The following is a 16,931-nucleotide window of genomic DNA, read 5'->3' as shown; positions in this document are numbered from 1 at the left end:
TGCGGCACCCCTCTCTGCGCGGGAGGGGGTTGACGCGCGCCGCCGGTTCGACCCATCCTGTATGTTCGTTCTCTTCCGCAGCCACGCCGTACAGGCGGCTACGGCACACCGATCTTGCCAGATGGCCTCCATCGCTCCAGGCGCGGACATCGCCGGCACTGAAATTGTCCTGAAGACCATCGCTCCCCGCGCGCCGCAGCATCTGCTGGCGCGAACCCGGCTTGGCGCCGCCGAAGCAGACTTTCGCGACCGGCAGATCGTGCTCGTGCAGGCACCGGCCGGCTATGGCAAGACCTCGCTACTCGCCCAATGGCGCCGCGAACACCTGGCGCGCGGCGGTGCGGTCGCGTGGCTGCGGGCGGACGAGCGCGATGAGGCCGGGCGGTTCCTGCTCGGCCTCGTGCACGCGGTAAAAAGCGGCTGCGCGCGTCCTGCGTTTGGGCGTCTGCTGCTGGACGGCGCCATTGCGTCCGTAAGCGAACTGGACGGCGCGACGGCATGGCTTGCAGAAGTCGCACAGCTTTCGCTCGATATTCTTTTGATCGTCGACGAAGTGGAACGGCTGCCCGCTGCCGGCGCAAAGGTGCTCGCATATCTGCTGCACAACGCGCCCCAGAATCTGCGCTTCATGATGGCCGGGCGACGCGGTCTCGAAGCGCCCGTCGCCGATCTGCTCGCCTATGGACAAGGCGTGCTGATCGGCCCCGAGTTGCTGCGCTTTCGCCTCGACGAAACGATTGCTCTCGTTGGCGAGCGTTTCGGCTCGCGCATCGGTACGGACGTGTGCGCGCGGCTTTTCGAAGCCACTGACGGCTGGCCGCTCGGCCTGCAGCTTGCACTCGCCGCGATGACGCACGCGACGGACCCTCGCCAGGCTGCCGTGGCGCTGGCCTCGGGCCCGGCCAGTCTGCGTGATCATCTGGTCGGCGCGCTCTTCGCGAAGCTCTCGCCAGAAGACGATTCATTTCTGACCCGCATCAGCGTGGTGGACCTCCTGCATCCGGACCTGTGTCATGCGCTGACGGGCGACCCGCACGCTCCGGAGCAACTCGCCCGCCTCGTGCGCGAGACGCCGGTATTCGTCACCGCCGAGGCCAGCACATGGTGCCGCCTGCACGCGCTGGCGCGCGACGTCCTGCGCACCCGTCTCGCGGGTCTTCCCGCGCCCGTACAGGCTGAATTGCATGGACGCGCCGCGACCTGGCTGGCCGGGCAAGGCATGCTCGAGGAAGCCGCGCGCCACGCGCACGCGGCCGGCCAGCATCAAACCGCCTACGAACTTGCCGAACGCAGCCTGCATGATGCGGTGCAACAGGGGCACCTGAGCGCCGTGCTCGACTGGCTCGACCTGATTCCCGACGCCGAACTGGAGAAGCGCCCGCGGCTGCGGCTGGCCGCGGCGTGGGCGCTCGCGCTCGGGCAGCGTCATGAAGAAGCCGGCCGCCAGGTCAAGCGCATTCTCGATAGTCCTGGCGCCGACGACACTGAACTGCGCTACGAATGCGCGATGATTCTGAGCGCAGCCGCGTACTTCGCGGACGAACCCGACCGCTTCCTCGAGATCTTCGAGCCATGGGCCGCGTGGACGCCAGGCGGCGAATCCTGGCTTGCCCAGAGCCACGCGAACCGGCTTGCAGCACGGGCGATGCTGCTCGGAGAGCCGGCCCAGGTCCGTCGTTGCCAGCAACTCGTACCCCGCGCCGAAGTGGGCAAGGGACTGGGCTATCTGGTGCGCTGGGGTGACCATATTGTCGGTCTGAGTTACCTCGCGGAGGGCCAGCTGCGACTCGCGGAGGAGGTCCTGCTGCCTGCGCTCGCCAGCGCCGAAGCCGATCTCGGCCGGCGTCACCCGCTCGCCTGCATGTTCGCTGCCACGTGCGCGGCGATCGCCTATGAGGACGATCGTATCGACGAGGCCGCCGCGTTGCTCGCAAACCGGCTGGATATGCTGGAGCGGTCCGCGATACCAGAAACGCTGAGCGTCGCTTACTGCACGGCCGCCCGGATCGCCGCCCTTCAGGGCATCGAGCACCGCGCACTCGACCTGCTCGAAGCGATGTACGCGATGGGCGTGACCCGGCGTCTGCCGCGCCTGTGTATTGCCAGCCTGACGGAGCAGGTGCGCATGCACGCTGGCCGCTATCGGGCGCAGACATGCGAGGCGCTGGTGCACCGCATCGACGACATCGTTGCGCAGGAAACCGTGCTTCACGGGCCGTTGTGGCTGCGGACGGTGACGCTGCTGCAGTCGTTGTCGCACGCAGGCGCGGCCATCGCGGCGCGCCGCTGGCAGCAGGCGCTCGACGCGCTCGCGAGCGCCGGCGAAATCGCCGAATCGATGAAGATGGGCCGCTACCGCATCGAAATCATGGCCTTGCGGGCTTTGGCGCTGGACCAGTCCGGTGGCGAAGGCCGCGCACTGCTCATCGAAGCGATCAATCTCGCGCAGACGTTCAATCTCACGCGCCTGCTCGCCGATGCGCATCCCGCCCTCGCGGAGTGGGCGAGGCAGGTGAGCGAGCAGGAGGCGCAGAAGAATCCGGGCATTCCCGCGATGGCGGCGCCGCACATCGTGCGCGCGGACGCGCGCTCGGCGTCGGGCGGGCTGCGCGCGCTGCCGAGCGTCGTGCTCACGCCCAAGGAACGGGAGATTCTCGAACTGCTCGCGCAAAACCTGTCAAACAAGGAAATTGCGGTTGCCGCGACGGTCGGAGAAGGCACGGTCAAATGGCACTTGAAGAACCTGTTCGGCAAGCTGGACGCAAGTTCGCGTAAACACGCAGTACGCCGCGCGCTCGCCCTCGGACTGCTGGAAGGCACACAATAAGTAAGCAGGCCAAGGCTTTTGCCTTAGCCGCGGCACGTCACCCTGTTCCCACGCCCCCCTCCTTTGTGAGTCTCCCCTCCCACCACGAGGGGGGACTCGATGCGCCGCTTTCCCTATTCTTGCATGCACGACGCGACACAACGCCTCGAAGAATTCCGTGCAGGAGAGCTGGTCAGTGCAAACCCGATATCTATCCGACAACCTGATTGCCGCTACGCCATCGGCGTATGTCTATCCGCTGCTCGTCAAACAGCTGCTGGTGAACTCGCTGAGTCTCAGTGCAGATCAGGAGATTACCTACCGCGGCGAGCTGCGCTACACCTACGCGGACCTGCGCGAACGCATCGGCCGCCTGGCCAGCATGCTCGCCTCGCAAGGCGTGCGTACCGGCTCGACGGTGGCGATCATGGACTGGGACAGCCATCGGTATCTGGAAAGCTACTTCGCGATTCCGATGATGGGCGCGACGATGTTCACCGTGAACGTGCGCATCGCTGCGCAACAGATCGCCTACACGCTGAACGATTCGGGTGCGGAGCACCTCATCGTCCACCCTGATTTTCTGCCCGTTGTGGAGTCGATCCGCGGCGATCTGACAAGCGTTCGCACGGTGATCGTCGCAAGCGACGACAGCATGCCGGTGACTTCGCCGCTGGCGTTCGCCGGTGACTATGAACAACTGCTCGCGGCGGCGTCGCCGGACTTCCCGTTTCAGGATTTCGACGAGAACACACGCGCCGCCCTCTTTTATACGACGGGTACCACCGGCGATCCAAAGGGCGTTTGCTATAGCCATCGCCAGATCGTGCTCCACACGCTCGCCACCGCTGCATCACTTGGAACGCCGCGCGAAGGCCAGCGCATTCATCGCGAAGACGTGTACATGCCTGTGACGCCGATGTTCCACGTGCTCGCCTGGGGCATGCCGTACCTCGCCGTGATGCTGGGACTGAAAGTCGTGCTGCCGGGCCGCTACCTGCCTGAAGTCCTGCTGAGACTCAGACGTACCGAGAAGGTCACGTTCTCTCATTGCGTGCCCACGATCCTGCAGATGCTGCTCAGTGCCGCGAAAGAGGACGGCCTGGACCTGTCGGGCTGGAAGATGATCATCGGCGGGTCGGCGCTCCCGGCCGCGCTGTGCCGTGCAGCGGTCGAGCAAGGCATCGACGTTTTCGCGGGGTATGGCATGTCCGAGACGGGGCCGGTCGTCGCACTTTCACAGTTTGCGCCAGGTGCGACGCCCACGGACATGGACGAGAACATCAAGAAGCGCTGCATGACTGGCCGCCCCGTGCCGCTCGTCGAGCTGCGCGTGGTCGACACGGACATGAAAGACGTCCCGCGCGACGGCTGCACCCCTGGCGAAGTCGTGCTCCGGGCGCCCTTTCTCACACTCGGCTATCACAACAAGCCGGGGGCCTCCGAAGAACTCTGGGCCGGCGGATATCTGCATACGCAGGACATCGCCGTGATGACATCCGACGGTTACCTGAACATTGTCGATCGCGTCAAGGACGTGATCAAGACTGGCGGCGAATGGGTCTCGTCCCTCGAGGTCGAAGGGCTCATTCTCGACGTTCCGGGTGTCGCGGAATGCGCCGTGATCGGTGTGGAAGACAAGAAATGGGGCGAACGTCCGCTCGCTTTTATCGTGAAGCAGCCCGACTCGCCGGTTGCCGTTCAGGATGTGCTCGACCACCTGTTCCGGCATGTGGAGACCAACCGGATCAGCCGATACGCCGTGCCGGACCCCGCCCGCGTCGTATTTGCGGACGACATCCCCAAGACCAGTGTCGGGAAGATCGACAAGAAGGCACTGCGCCAACGAATCGTATGAAGCGATGCGGGACCCCGGCCGCTTGCACGCGGCCGGAAAGAACATAAATGTGGAGACTAAAATGAAGTTGAAGTTGAAATTGACTGGAATGGCCGCACTCTTCGCTTTCGCAAGCGCGGCACAAGCAGAATCGTCGGTGACACTCTATGGCACCCTCGATGCAGGACTGCTGTATCAAAGCACCTCCGCGGCATCATTTGCGCCGAAGGCGCCCAATACCGGGTCGGTCTTTCGCTACAAGGATGGCGGAATCTATTCGAGCCTTTGGGGAATCAAGGGAAGCGAAGACCTCGGGGGGGGCTACAAGGCCAACTTCAAGCTTCAGAGCAGCTTCGATAGCGGCACGGGCAAGTTCGGGCTGAGCGACACACCGGGTACGGTTGCAATGTTCAACCAGTTTGCGACTATCGGTGTATCCGGTCCGTTCGGCACGTTCGACGCCGGTCGTCAGATCGTGCCGATGATCTACGCGATGTACGACACCGATGTGCGCGGCGCGCAATATTTCGGCAGCATTCTCACCGCGTGGCTCGGCATGAACCAGGCTGCCGGCTGGTCGGGTACCAGCACGAACGCCCCGATCGGCGCGCTGTACGACAGCAACGCGCTGGTTTACCGGTCGCCTAGCTTCCACGGTGCATCGGTCGCGCTCGAGTATGCGCCAGGCGGCGTCGCGGGCCAGCTGCAAGGCGGCACACGCGAGTCGGCGGTGCTCAAGTACTCGAACTACGGCCTCAATCTGTCCGCCATCTACTACAACGGACATGACACGAATCCCGCACCCGGTGCCGTGTCGACGGGCCTCAACAATAACCGCTTTTACTATCTCGGCGCGCTGTACACGTTCCACGCTTTCTCGGTGTCCGGCTCGTACAGTATCGGCAAAAACCCCGCGAACAGCACTCACTCCGACTTTGAGATGTATTCGGCTGGCCTCGGGTACCAGTTCAACCCGGTCCTCAAGGTCACTTCAGGTTTCTATTACCTGAAGGACCGGAACAATTCGAGCAACCACTCGAGCGAAGTCGCGGTCGGTACCGAATACAACATCTCCAAACGCACACTGGCGTATGCGCAGGTGGGATACGTCGACAACAAGGGAACCATGAATCAGACGATCGTATACGGTCAGCCTGTTGCGCCGGGCCGATCCACTACGGCAGCGATGGTCGGCATACGACATAGCTTCTGATCAAGTGACTCATAACAACTGGAGAATCCAATGAAGACAGTCAATGCACTCAGACTGACAACGGGCATATTGATCGCAGTGGCGTCCATTAACGCGTGGTGCCAGGCCAGCGAAGCCAGCGGCGGGCAAACCGGAGCCGCCGCGACGGCGGCGAGCGGCGGAACGACTCAAACCGCCCGACAGGCGAATCGCGCGCTGCGCAAACAGATCTACGCCGCCATCGCGCAGCACAGGGAGATAAACGCTGGGAACATCAGCGTCGTAGCAAAGTCCGGCGCGGTGACATTGAACGGGACGGTACGTGACAGCGCACAGATAGATGCCGTTGCCGAGATAACGAAGGGAGTGCCCGGCGTGACATCGGTGAAAAGCAATCTCACGGTTCGCCGGCAATTCAATTAATAACCGCTCTTAACGCGCCGCTGCGTCAGCATGCGGCGCGCAGTGTAGACAACCATCGGATTCGAGCGGATCAGCAGGATATCCAATGAATTCGGATCGGGTTACGGTGCAGATGCCGGCACACTGTCGGAAGCCGGGTGACCCGCTGCTTTTTCCTTTTGGGTCCTGGCTGACTTACGCGCCTTCTCCTGGGCTTTTCGTTGGGTGTCCTGGAAGTGCATTGTCCCGGGCGTGCCTGTCTGCGCCTTGACTTCCGGCACCGACACGAATGAAATAGCCATACTTGTGACGATGGCCATGGCGATCGGGTAATGTCTGGTCATGATGGTCTCCGGAGACACGAGAGGCGAATCCTTGTCGATGACACACTGCTTCGCATCGCTGGATTTGTTCTTGCACTCGCTCAGATCGGTTCGCCTGCTGCTCTTATGCGCTGCCCGCTGGAATACCAACAGGCATCTCAGAGAATCATAGACCACCTGGACCGAAGTTCCGTTTTCCCTGCTGGCGAAAACACGCTGGTTCGGACGTCGCGAGGCGAACATGAGACATTTTCTGCTTGGCACACTATTGGGCATCTCATGTGCATGCTTCGCCGCGGAGACTTGCGACGAAATAAAGCAGCGCTGCGCGGAGGCTTATAAGCTGAATCTTGAGAGATGCGGACCTTCAGCTGACCGGCGCGCGGGGATTTGCCGGGGTGACGCGCAGAATAAATATGTCGAATGCGTCAGGGCGGGTGGCTGCAAAGAGTGATCGCAATGGCCATGCACGTGCAAAGGCCGTGGCGGCTGCGACAAATAGCCTTGAACTGAAACGACTCTTCGTATCGATCGTGCCCGGCTTTCGGTTTGGGGTGCGTCTGAATTTTCTGAGAGCAACCAGCAAAGAAGGGCTGCCCTTCCGTTGGAATCAGCGCGCGCCGGGCATGGCGTCGTCAACGCGCTCTACAGAATCGAGCGCGGCCTTGGGAAGATACACCTCATACTGAATCGCCAGGCGCGATAGCGGGCCCGGCGCGACGATGCGACTCAGTCTTCGCGTTCCGGCGGCATGACCTGGACGTTGATCGTGCGGTTCCTCCAGAAGAGATTGTGGACTCGCGGCTGCAGCAGGCGCAGCGCCTCTTCACTGGCCTCGCTGAAGGTCAGGATCACGGCGGGCCGCTCCCCTGTTCCCGGCACGTACTGGATTCTGTCGAACGGCGGAAATCCATACCTGCCCAGGAATTCCTTGATCTCGTCTTCTGAGGTGTCTGCTTCGACGTTTGCCAACCATAGATCAGCCATGATCTCTCTCCCCATACGAAACGCCAAAAGCCTGTTCACGCCGATGACAGGCCCTACGCCATAATGTTGACGCCGCCGTCGATATACAGCGTCTCCCCCGAGACGCGCCTCGCGTACGGCGTCGCGAGGAACGCACACGTGTAGCCGACGTCCATGATGTCCACCAGCTCGCCGAGCGGCGCGCGCTCTGCCGCTTCGTTGAGCATGAGGTCGAAGTCCTTCAGCCCAGAGGCCGCGCGCGTCTTCAACGGCCCCGGGGAGACCGCGTGCACGCGGATGTGCTGCGGCCCGAGCTCGTACGCGAGATAGCGCGCGCAGGCTTCGAGCGCTGCCTTCACCGGCCCCATCACATTGTAGTTCGGCACCACCTTGTTCGCTCCGTAGTAACTCATCGTCAGCATCGTGCCGCCGCCCTTCATCAGCGGCGCGGCCAGACGCGCCATCCGCACGAACGAGTGGCAGGAGATGTCCATCGCGACGCCGAAGCCATGGCTCGAGCAGTTGAGCAGACCGCCCTGCAGGTCCTCCTTCGGCGCCCACGCAATCGAGTGGAGCATGACGTCGAGGCGGCCCCACTCTTTCTCGATCCGCTCGAAGAGCGCTTCGAGCTCCGTCTCGCTCGCGGCGTCGAACGGCATGAAGATCGGCGCGTCGAGCGCCTTCGCGAGCGGCTCGACATACGACTTCGTCTTCTCGTTCGCGTAGGTGATGGCGAGATCCGCGCCGACCTCCCGGAACGCCTTTGCGCAGCCGTAGGCGATCGAATTCTCGTTGGCGATGCCTGTCACGAGCGCTTTCGCGCCCGCAAGGATCGGTCCGGGTTGCTCGACTGTCATGGTTTCACTCCTTCAACACAGCGCGTGTGTGACGCGCGATCATCAGTTCCTCGTCGGTCGGGATCGCCCATACCGGCACCCGGCTCGACGCCGCGCTGATCCGCGGGCCGCCCGCCGCGTTGGCGGCGGAGTCGAGTTCGGCGCCCAGCCAGGCCGCGGCGCGCACGACGCGCTCGCGGATCGCACTCGCATGCTCGCCGATACCGGCTGTGAACACGAGCGCATCGATGCCCTGCATCGCCGCCGCGAGCGAGCCGAGCTCGCGGGCGATCCGGTAGGTGTACAGGTCGAGCGCGAAATGGGCGCGCGCGTCGTCGCTCGCGAGGAGCGCGCGCATGTCGCTCGACACGCCCGAGACGCCAAGAAGGCCCGACTGCTTGTAGATCAGGTCCTCGATCTCGCGGGCGTCCATCTTCAGCTCGTCGAGCAGATAGAGGATCACGCCCGGATCCAGGCTGCCGCACCGCGTGCCCATCGGCAGCCCGTCGACGGCCGTGAAGCCCATCGTGCTCGCGACGCTCTTGCCCGCGACGATCGCGCACATGCTGGCCCCGTTGCCGAGGTGCGCGACGACGGTGCGCCCGGCGGCCGCGGCCGCGTCGAACTGCGGCAACACGCTCGCGATGTATTCATACGACAAGCCGTGAAAGCCATAGCGGCGCACGCCCCGATCCGTGATGGAGGCCGGCAGCGCATAGGCCTGCGCGACCTCGGGCTGGGCGCGGTGAAACGCGGTATCAAAGCAGGCGACCTGCGGGATCTCGGGGCGCCGCTCACTGAGAATGCGGATCGGCTTCAGGTTGTGCGGCTGATGGAGCGGCGCGAGCGGGACCAGCGTTTCGAGCTCGTCGATGACGGCGGGCGTCACGAGGACGGGCTCCGGGAATGTCTGTCCGCCATGCACGACGCGATGCCCGACTGCGACGAGCCGATGGCCCTCGCGGTGGCTGCGCAGGAACTCGCCGATATACTCGATCGCGCCTTCATGTCCGAGCGCGACGCCCTCGCCCCACTCCTTCGAGGCGCGCTCCCCGCCGCTGCCGGTGGCGACGAAGCGCGGCGCGGTGTAGAGCCCCTCGACCTGTCCCTGCACGATCAGATTCAGGTCGGAGCCGTTTTCGTCGAACACGCGGAACTTGAGACTCGACGAACCGGCGTTCAGAACCAGGGTGACGTCGGTCATCGCATCACCCGATCGCCTTGCCGCTCTCGCGGCGAGCGCGGGCGACGAGCGCCGCCACCGCGCAGGACGCGAGCCGCGTCATCAGCGAATCAGCGCGGCTCGTGAGGATGATCGGCACGCGTGCGCCGAGTACGATACCGGCCGCATCCGCCCCGGCGAGAAACGACAGGCTCTTCGCGAGCATATTGCCCGCCTCGAGGTCGGGGACCAGCAGCACGTTTGCGTGCCCGGCGACAGGCGAATCGATCTGCTTGATCCGCGCGGCTTCGAGGTTGATCGCGTTGTCGAGCGCGAGCGGGCCGTCGACGAGCGCCCCGGTGATCTGGTGGCGGTCCACCATCTTGCACAGCGCGGCGGCCTCGATTGTGGACGGCACCTTCGGATTGACCGTTTCCATCGCCGACAGGATCGCGACCCGCACCTCGGCAATCCCTAGCGCGTGCCCGAGATCGATCGCGTTCTGCAGGATGTCCACTTTCTCCTCGAGCGTCGGCGCGATATTGATCGCGGCATCGGTGATGATGAGCGGCTGCTCATGCCCCGGCACGTCCATCACGAAGCAGTGCGAGAGGCGCCGCGCCGTGCGCAGCCCCGCGTCGCGCTTCACGACCGCGCCCATCAGCTCATCGGTGTGCAGGCTGCCCTTCATCAGTGCCTCGGCGGTGCTTTCGCGCACGAGTTGCACGGCCGCCGCCGCAGATGCCTGACTGTAAGGCGCATCGACGATCGTATAGCCGGCGATCGCGAGGCCGTGCTCCTCGGCCACCGCCTCGATGCGCGCTTTCGGGCCGACCAGGATCGGCTCGATCAGCCCCATCTGTGCGGCGTCGATGGCGCCTGCGAGCGAGCTCTGGTCGCACGGGTGCGCGACAGCGGTTGGCATCGGCGGCAACGCCTTGCAGGCCTCGATCAGCCGCTGATACTTCGCATGCTTCCCTTCCATGGGCATCTCCTGTCGACCAGAGTTGACGCTTTAGTAACTAAAAAGTTAAGTCTTCGCGATTTGTGAGAAGACTTCAGTGTGCTGCGGCCAGAATTGGAACGATGTTGAAACGGGTGAGAGAACAGGCAGCAGCGATGGCGGCGCGGCCCAGACGCGTGAGGTAGTAGCGGTAGGTATGGGCCACCTTCTTGATCAAGCCGAGTGTGCGCAGTCGCGAGAGCTGTCGGGACAGCACCGGGGCGCTCATGTCCACATGCCTGGCCAGATCGGCACGGCGCAGGCCATGCACGTTGAACTCGCCGCGCTGCAAGGCACGCAGCAGTGCTTGCTCGCCGCCGTTGAAGAAGTTGAGTCCTTTGACCCTGCGCTCATTACTGCCCACGCGGGACTGGCTCAAACGTTGAAGGTCGCGCTCACCTGCGCTGGGGTCATCCAGACTCGACAAAAACGCGAGGTAGCGCTGGTTGCAGCCCAGCATGATCTCGCGCAGGTCGAACAGGCTGTAGATGGTTTTCCTCAACGCTGCGAGTTCGTAGGTGCTTTGGCCATTCCTGTGTTCCACCTTGCGGTGGTGTTTGAAGAAGCTCACGTCGTTGATGGTGGTTTCTATCCGCAACACATGGGAGAACTTGTCGTAAACCTTGACGCTGGCAACGCCCATATGGTGCTTGATGCAGCGTCCCTCGATGCGGGTGGACAGCCGCGAGCCGATCTCCTGCGCCAATTGCGGCGTGACCTTCTTGCCCAGGAAGCCGGCTACTTTCCCGGCGTGCGCGGCCAGCACCGCCTGACGCGACAGCACGTCGTACAGCGGCACCAGCGTCTGTTGGCTGCGGAACATCAGGTCAGTGGAATACTCGGCCTGCCGCAGGCTCCAGTGGTAGGTCTGGCCGAACACGTCGAGCACCGGGCACAGCCACTGCGCGTAGCGGTCCAGTCGCTCATGCAGCATATCGGGGCTCAGCGCGTCGGCGATGGCCTGTGCACGGTCCATATCGGCAATGCGCAAAAAGGCGTTGTCGGCCTGCACGAACCCGATGCCCTCGCGCTTGAGCGCACGGGCCACGGCGCCGTGGCCATTGCAGTAGAACTGCAAGCCGAACGGTGCCCAGGTCGGGACCCTGAGGTAGCACAGCCCGAGTTCGTCATCGATGAAGTAGAAGTAGTAGTGCAGACACTTGCCCGTCTCGGGGCGCAGGTAGGTCTTGCCGCTGCTCTTGTCGTGCCACGGCTTGTAGCTCGGGCAGGCCTCCATCGCCGAGATGACGTGCACCAGCCCGGGTGCATCGCCACGCCCCTGCAGCACGCGTGCCACCAGATCTTCCTTGCGGATGTGGCTCTTGTTGACGTGCTCAATCTCGATGCCGGCGGCAGCGCAGACCTCTTGCGCGCGCACACGGATGCGTTCGCGCAGCGGTTCGGCGAACCTGGCGTAGTCGAATAGGCGAATGCCGTTGGCGTTCAGAAAACTCGTCATGCCCGCTGCGTAGCACGCGCCAGGCAGCGTGCCCGTGATCAGGATTCGGTCAAAGCACGACAGCACGCCGTGCAAATTCGCCGCGTAACGCTCAATCAGATCGGCCTTCATGGTTCACTTCGGCATCGGCTGGCTATATGGCTACGCATCGTACTACCTGTTTGGTTCCGGCTCGTCCGGCTTAGGGTCTTACTCTGGTCCCATGCAACTTGTTTGCTTTCGACGCAGCGGGCCTGTTCAAGCCAGCAACAGGGTTGTGGACATGCCTTGCCGCGGCTATGAACGCGCCAGCGCCGGGGTGGCAGGCTGCTCGTGAGCGGGCTTTGGCGCGAGAACGGCGCGGATCCGCTCGAGCATCGCCAGTTGCGCTTCGGTCGGCTTCGTGCTTTGTACACGCTCGTCGGCGAGCAGCTTGTCGAGCAGTGTGAGCAGCCGCTTGCGGTCGGCACGGTTGGCAAGCAGCACCGGCAGCGTCGCGATGGCCTGTTCCGGCTCGTAGCTCGCGATCATCTCCTGCTCGCCGCGAATGCGCCGCCACTGATCGGCTGGCAGCGACGTCGGCAGATAGTCGGCGTAGACCTTCACCAACTCGTCGCGCAGCATGAGGCGCGCGAGCGGCAGCGGCTCGCCCTTGCGCGCGAGCAGGAACGCGGCACGCGCGAGCGCTTCCGTGTAGCCGCCTTCCGCGATCGACGCGAGCGCTGCCTGGACAAACGGCTGGGCGCGCGCGTCCACTGCCCGCGACGCCGCGCTCGCGCGCTCGCTGTGCCGGTCCGAGAGATACATCGAGAACAGGTTCGCGTAGATGCCGAAGAAGGTGGCTTCCGTTCCGGCATCGCGCATCGCGCGGTAGTAGTCGAGCGATGCGCTCACGAGATCCGACCCCGTCTGCTCGAGCTTGCGCCACGGGTCGTCTGCCCCGACGGCCTGCCGGTTGGCCGTGACCGCCTCGGCCGCCGGTTTCAGCCAACCGAGCCACGGGTTGAGGTCCGAAAAGGCCCAGCGCTGGAAGCGCAGCGGATGAAACTCGCGCAACGTCTTCGCCGTCACCTCGTTCGACATCGACTTCACGAACGGCTGCATGAACAGTTCATAGGCATGCTGGTTGAAGTCCGAGATCTCGGCGACCGCCTCGAACGGCTTCTCGTCCTCGCGCTTGAAGCGGTTGAATTGCTCGGCGATGTCTTCGAGCCTGTGCTCGCGGAACTCGACTTCGTACTCGATGGCGCCGTCGGCACCCTTGCGCTCGTTGATCTCCATGCCGTAGAGGCCGGCCGGGAGCCCCTCGATCGATTCCAGCACGGAGACGATCTGCGCATGCTCCTTCTTCGCCACCTTGCCCGAGACGAATATGCCCAGATGGCCGATGTCCTGGTGCATGAGGCCGACGATGACCTGCCCGCGCGCCTTGATCTCGTCAGTGCTGCCGTAGATATCCGCGACCCAGTTGAACGCCTGTTGCGGCGGCGTGATATTGTCGCCGAGCGACGCGAACAGGATCATCGGCGAGCGCAGTTCGCGCAGGTCGAAGGCCTTGCCGCCCGGCCCCTTGACCTCTCCCGCCCAGAGCTTGTTGCCGACGAACAGGTTACGCGTGATCCACTCGATCTCCTCGCGATTCATCAGGTAATAGCCGCCCCACCAGCGTTCGAACTCCAGAAAGCGCGGCGGCTCCGTATCGATGTTCGCGTACAGGTGGCGGTACTTGTCCCAGAACGTGTTGGCGGGGTTCAGGTTCTCGAAGTTCTCCACCAGATACGCGCCGTCGAACTTGCCATTGCCGAGGTCGGCCGTCAGCGACGCGAGCCACGTGCCGCCCAGGATGCCGCCCGCATAGCGCATCGGATTGTCGCCCTCGCCCTCGCTCCACGCGCCGCTCCAGTACGACATCGGCGCGCCGTTGATGACGATCGGGCCCGTATCCTCGGGGTCCGACGTCGCGACCATCATCGCGGCCCAGCCGCCCTGACAGTTGCCGACGATGGCCGGCTTCGGGCTGTCCGGGTGCAGCGAGCGGACCTTCTTCACGAACTGCTGCTCGGCCACGCAGACGTCGAGGAGCGTCTGCCCCGGCTCGGGATCGCGAAAGAACACGACGAAGTAGACCGGGTGCCCCGCCCGCAACGCGACGCCGACCTGAGAGTCGTCCTTGAAGCCGCCGATGCCGGGACCGTGGCCTGCGCGTGGGTCGATGATCAGATAGGGGCGTTTCTTCGCGTCGACCACGACCCCTTCTGGCGGCGTGATCTCGAGCAGCGCGTAGTTGACCGGCCGCTCGAACTTGCGGCCGTCGAGCACGACTTTGTAGTCGAAGTGCAGCACCGGCTTGAGCCCCTCAGCGCTGCGTTCGACGAACTCGTTGCCGCGCTCGCGCAGCGCGTCCCAGAACAGGACCGTGCGCTGCGCGGCGTCGACGGCATAGTTCCAGGCGTTCCACGGCGTGAGCGACGCCATCAGAGCGGGAAGCGCCGCCGCGCCGCCAGGCCCCCCGTTCAGTGCGGTCTTCGCCCGCTCGGTGAAGTGCTCCTGGGCGCCCTTAGTGCGCTTCTGGAGGACCCGGGTGATCTTCTCGCCGATTTCCCTGCTGCGTGCAAGCTGAGTTCCTGCGTCCATGAAGTCGACCTCAAAGTCAGAATGGATGGGCAGTCGGAGGACGTGATAGCGGCGCCTCTCGCTACCAGGCCAGTTACCGGATGAATGAACCGATTGTCACCGCGTTGTGTGTAGAGTGCATGTCGGGCTCAAGGATCCCCAATTCGTACGACGGTTGGTTTGACGAGAATCAAGTATGTTGGAGGTTGTGCACCTGCACAATTGGACTAAAGGCCTATTTCGGGGGCGCGAAACGGCTGATAGTTTTAGGAGTTGGGGCGCAAGGGCGGAGACTGGTACGTCACGAGGCGCGGCAGAATGAAGTGAACGAAGAAAAGCGCACCCGATCCGGCCACGGTCAGGGCGCTGAAGCGGTTGCGCACCGGCGTAACGACAGCACATGGATTACGGCTGCTGCGGATCGGAACGGGGCTCATCCAGAGTGGTACCGGTTTCTTTGAGGTAAGCGTCGACCGAACTGCCCACAGTGGGATGGAAGCGCATGTCACCAATAATGTCCATCAACTCGAAGCGCTTGAGCTTGTCGCGAACAGGATCCTTCATTTCGGCGAAATGCAACGTGATTCCGCGCTCCCCCAGAACCCGGCTCAGCTCCCGTAGCATGTCAGCGGAGGTGACGTCGACGCTGGTCACAGGCTCGGCTGCCACCACGACCCTTTGAACCGGCGTTGGAGAATCCTCTACAGCTTCCAGCAGACGATCCTGAAACAGCTCGGCGTTTGCAAAGAAGAGGGGGGCATCCCAGCGAAATAGCACGAGCCCCGGGATCCGTGCGGCATGCGGATAGCGCTGGATGTCATGGTATCCACGCAAACCTTCTACGTGACCAAGAATTGCGTAATGAGGTCGCCAGCCGTCCCACAGGAATTCGATGACCGCGATGACTATCGCCAGACAGATGCCGGGAATCGCACCGAATACTGCGACACCGGCAAAACACGCGAGCGAGAGCCAGAACTCCCACTGCTGGATACGGTATATCCGCTTGAGGTCTGCGAATTCGAACAGGCCAAGGGCTGCGGCGATGACGACCGCAGCCAGTGCACTGTTGGGCAGGTACCGCATCAGGTTCGGTGCCAACAACAAAAGCGCCGCCACGGCCAAGGCACCCACGACACCTGTCAATTGGGTTTTCGCGCCTGCCGCTTCGGCTACCGGCGTGCGCGACGAACTGCTGCTGATCGGAAAACCCAGGAAAAACCCTGCCGCCAGATTGGCTGCACCTAATCCCACCATCTCCTGGTTAGGGTCGACGCGACTATGGAAACGTGCTGCGAAGGTTCGTGACAGCACGCTGGTGTCCGCGAAAGAGATCAGCGCTACGGCACAGCCGCCGAGCAGTATCTCGACCAGGTCAGCGCCGCTTGCCCATGGCAACACAAAAGCTGGCAAACCTTGAGGGATCTTGCCGAGCACTTTCACGCCAACGCTATCGAGGTTGAACACGCTGACGCAGAGGGTCGCCACGATCACTGCGACAAGAATGCCGGGTACCTTCTCGAAACGCTTGAGGAACAGGATCAGGGCAAGACTCCCCGCGCCCACCGCAAAGCTGTACCAGTTGGCTTGCCCGGCGGCGATGGCTTTGGCGAGGCTCCACACGTCCCTCAGGGGGCCCGCGTCATCGAAGGAGATGGCGAAGAGCTTCGGCAACTGGCTGATCAGAACGGTGAGCGCGATGCCATTCATGTACCCGTATCGAATGGGCTTGGACAGCAATTCGGTTATGAAGCCCAAACGCAATAGCCCCATGACGATGCAGAACAGACCCGAGACGACGGCCATCATGCTGGCCACCGCAATGGCACGCGATGGGTCGCCCGCGGCGATAGGCGCGACCACTGCCAGGATCGGTGCCGCGAGGGCGGAGTCCGGCCCCAGGACAAGGATCCGGCTGGGACCAAACACGGCATAGACAAGCAGCGGAATGATCGTCGCGTAGAGGCCGTAGACGCCGGGGACGCCGGAGGCCGCGGCATAGGCAATGCCGACGGGCACCAGCATGGTCGTCAGGACGAGCCCGGCCGCCACATCCTTCGGTAGCCAGCTGACTTGATACTCCCTCAGCATCACAAGGCCAGGCAGCCAGCGCAACCATCCTTGCGTCCTGTTCGCCGAATGCTCGTCGTGGGAAATGGACCTGTCGGATTGCATGGGTGGAATGTTTATCGTGAAATCAAGGTCACGCGGATGAAAGGGTGGATACGCCCTAATGGAAAGAATAGGTCAGACGTGCCAAAGACAATAGGGAACGATCCCGTCTTCTTCATCCCGACATCCTGGCCGGCCGGCTCGCGAACGTGACAATGCCATCCGTGGGCTTACTCACATG

12 protein-coding genes are annotated in these 16,931 nt (G+C 63.4%); 4 read left to right on the top strand and 8 right to left on the bottom strand.

Features of this window, described 5'->3' with window-relative positions; translation table 11 throughout:
- The first annotated feature begins 121 nt into the window (after positions 1 to 121).
- From B0G77_RS41835 to B0G77_RS41820, 4 genes are all read left to right on the top strand, one after another.
- Positions 122 to 2,827 carry a LuxR C-terminal-related transcriptional regulator gene (locus B0G77_RS41835; RefSeq protein ID WP_133667727.1) on the top strand — a complete coding sequence of 902 codons (2,706 nt, stop codon included), beginning with the start codon at positions 122 to 124 and terminating at the stop codon, positions 2,825 to 2,827.
- A 175-nt stretch (positions 2,828 to 3,002) separates the two neighbouring features.
- Positions 3,003 to 4,664 carry a fatty acid--CoA ligase gene (locus tag B0G77_RS41830; RefSeq protein ID WP_133667726.1) on the top strand — a complete coding sequence of 554 codons (1,662 nt, stop codon included), beginning with the start codon at positions 3,003 to 3,005 and terminating at the stop codon, positions 4,662 to 4,664.
- A 61-nt stretch (positions 4,665 to 4,725) separates the two neighbouring features.
- Positions 4,726 to 5,856 (top strand): porin, encoded by a 1,131-nt coding sequence (locus tag B0G77_RS41825; RefSeq protein ID WP_208116603.1) that lies wholly within the window; start codon positions 4,726 to 4,728, stop codon positions 5,854 to 5,856.
- 30 nt (positions 5,857 to 5,886) lie between these two features.
- Entirely contained in the window at positions 5,887 to 6,258 is a 372-nt protein-coding gene (locus tag B0G77_RS41820; RefSeq protein ID WP_133667725.1) for a BON domain-containing protein, read from the top strand.
- Between the two features lie 101 nt (positions 6,259 to 6,359).
- Here the strand turns inward: B0G77_RS41820 and B0G77_RS41815 are convergent, their stop codons facing one another.
- The 8 genes from B0G77_RS41815 to sulP all read right to left on the bottom strand — a co-directional run bounded on the left by B0G77_RS41815 (position 6,360) and on the right by sulP (position 16,753).
- On the bottom strand, positions 6,360 to 6,803 hold the full coding sequence (locus B0G77_RS41815) for a hypothetical protein (RefSeq protein WP_133667724.1): 444 nt from the start codon (positions 6,801 to 6,803) through the stop codon (positions 6,360 to 6,362).
- Positions 6,804 to 7,289: 486 nt separating this feature from the next.
- Positions 7,290 to 7,547 carry an RNA-binding protein gene (locus tag B0G77_RS41810; protein ID WP_133667723.1) on the bottom strand — a complete coding sequence of 86 codons (258 nt, stop codon included), beginning with the start codon at positions 7,545 to 7,547 and terminating at the stop codon, positions 7,290 to 7,292.
- Positions 7,548 to 7,600: 53 nt separating this feature from the next.
- The gene (gene fabI / locus B0G77_RS41805; protein ID WP_133667722.1) at positions 7,601 to 8,383 is read right to left on the bottom strand and encodes an enoyl-ACP reductase FabI; all 783 of its coding nucleotides are present in this window, start codon (positions 8,381 to 8,383) and stop codon (positions 7,601 to 7,603) included.
- 4 nt (positions 8,384 to 8,387) lie between these two features.
- Positions 8,388 to 9,566 (bottom strand): acetate/propionate family kinase, encoded by a 1,179-nt coding sequence (locus B0G77_RS41800; protein WP_133667721.1) that lies wholly within the window; start codon positions 9,564 to 9,566, stop codon positions 8,388 to 8,390.
- A 4-nt stretch (positions 9,567 to 9,570) separates the two neighbouring features.
- Positions 9,571 to 10,509, bottom strand: coding sequence for a phosphate acetyltransferase (locus B0G77_RS41795; RefSeq protein WP_133667720.1), 939 nt, complete (start codon positions 10,507 to 10,509; stop codon positions 9,571 to 9,573).
- A 73-nt stretch (positions 10,510 to 10,582) separates the two neighbouring features.
- Positions 10,583 to 12,097, bottom strand: coding sequence for a winged helix-turn-helix domain-containing protein (locus B0G77_RS41790; protein ID WP_133660315.1), 1,515 nt, complete (start codon positions 12,095 to 12,097; stop codon positions 10,583 to 10,585).
- A gap of 165 nt (positions 12,098 to 12,262) precedes the next feature.
- Entirely contained in the window at positions 12,263 to 14,599 is a 2,337-nt protein-coding gene (locus tag B0G77_RS41785; RefSeq protein ID WP_133667719.1) for a DUF3141 domain-containing protein, read from the bottom strand.
- A 384-nt stretch (positions 14,600 to 14,983) separates the two neighbouring features.
- Entirely contained in the window at positions 14,984 to 16,753 is a 1,770-nt protein-coding gene (gene sulP, locus B0G77_RS41780; protein WP_133667718.1) for a sulfate permease, read from the bottom strand.
- Positions 16,754 to 16,931 lie beyond the last annotated feature (178 nt).

It is taken from the genome of Paraburkholderia sp. BL10I2N1, from assembly GCF_004361815.1.
In the GTDB taxonomy this organism is placed as follows: Bacteria; Pseudomonadota; Gammaproteobacteria; order Burkholderiales; family Burkholderiaceae; genus Paraburkholderia.
The sequence above is the reverse complement of the archived record's forward strand: the minus strand, read 5'-3'. Positions and strand labels throughout refer to the sequence as shown.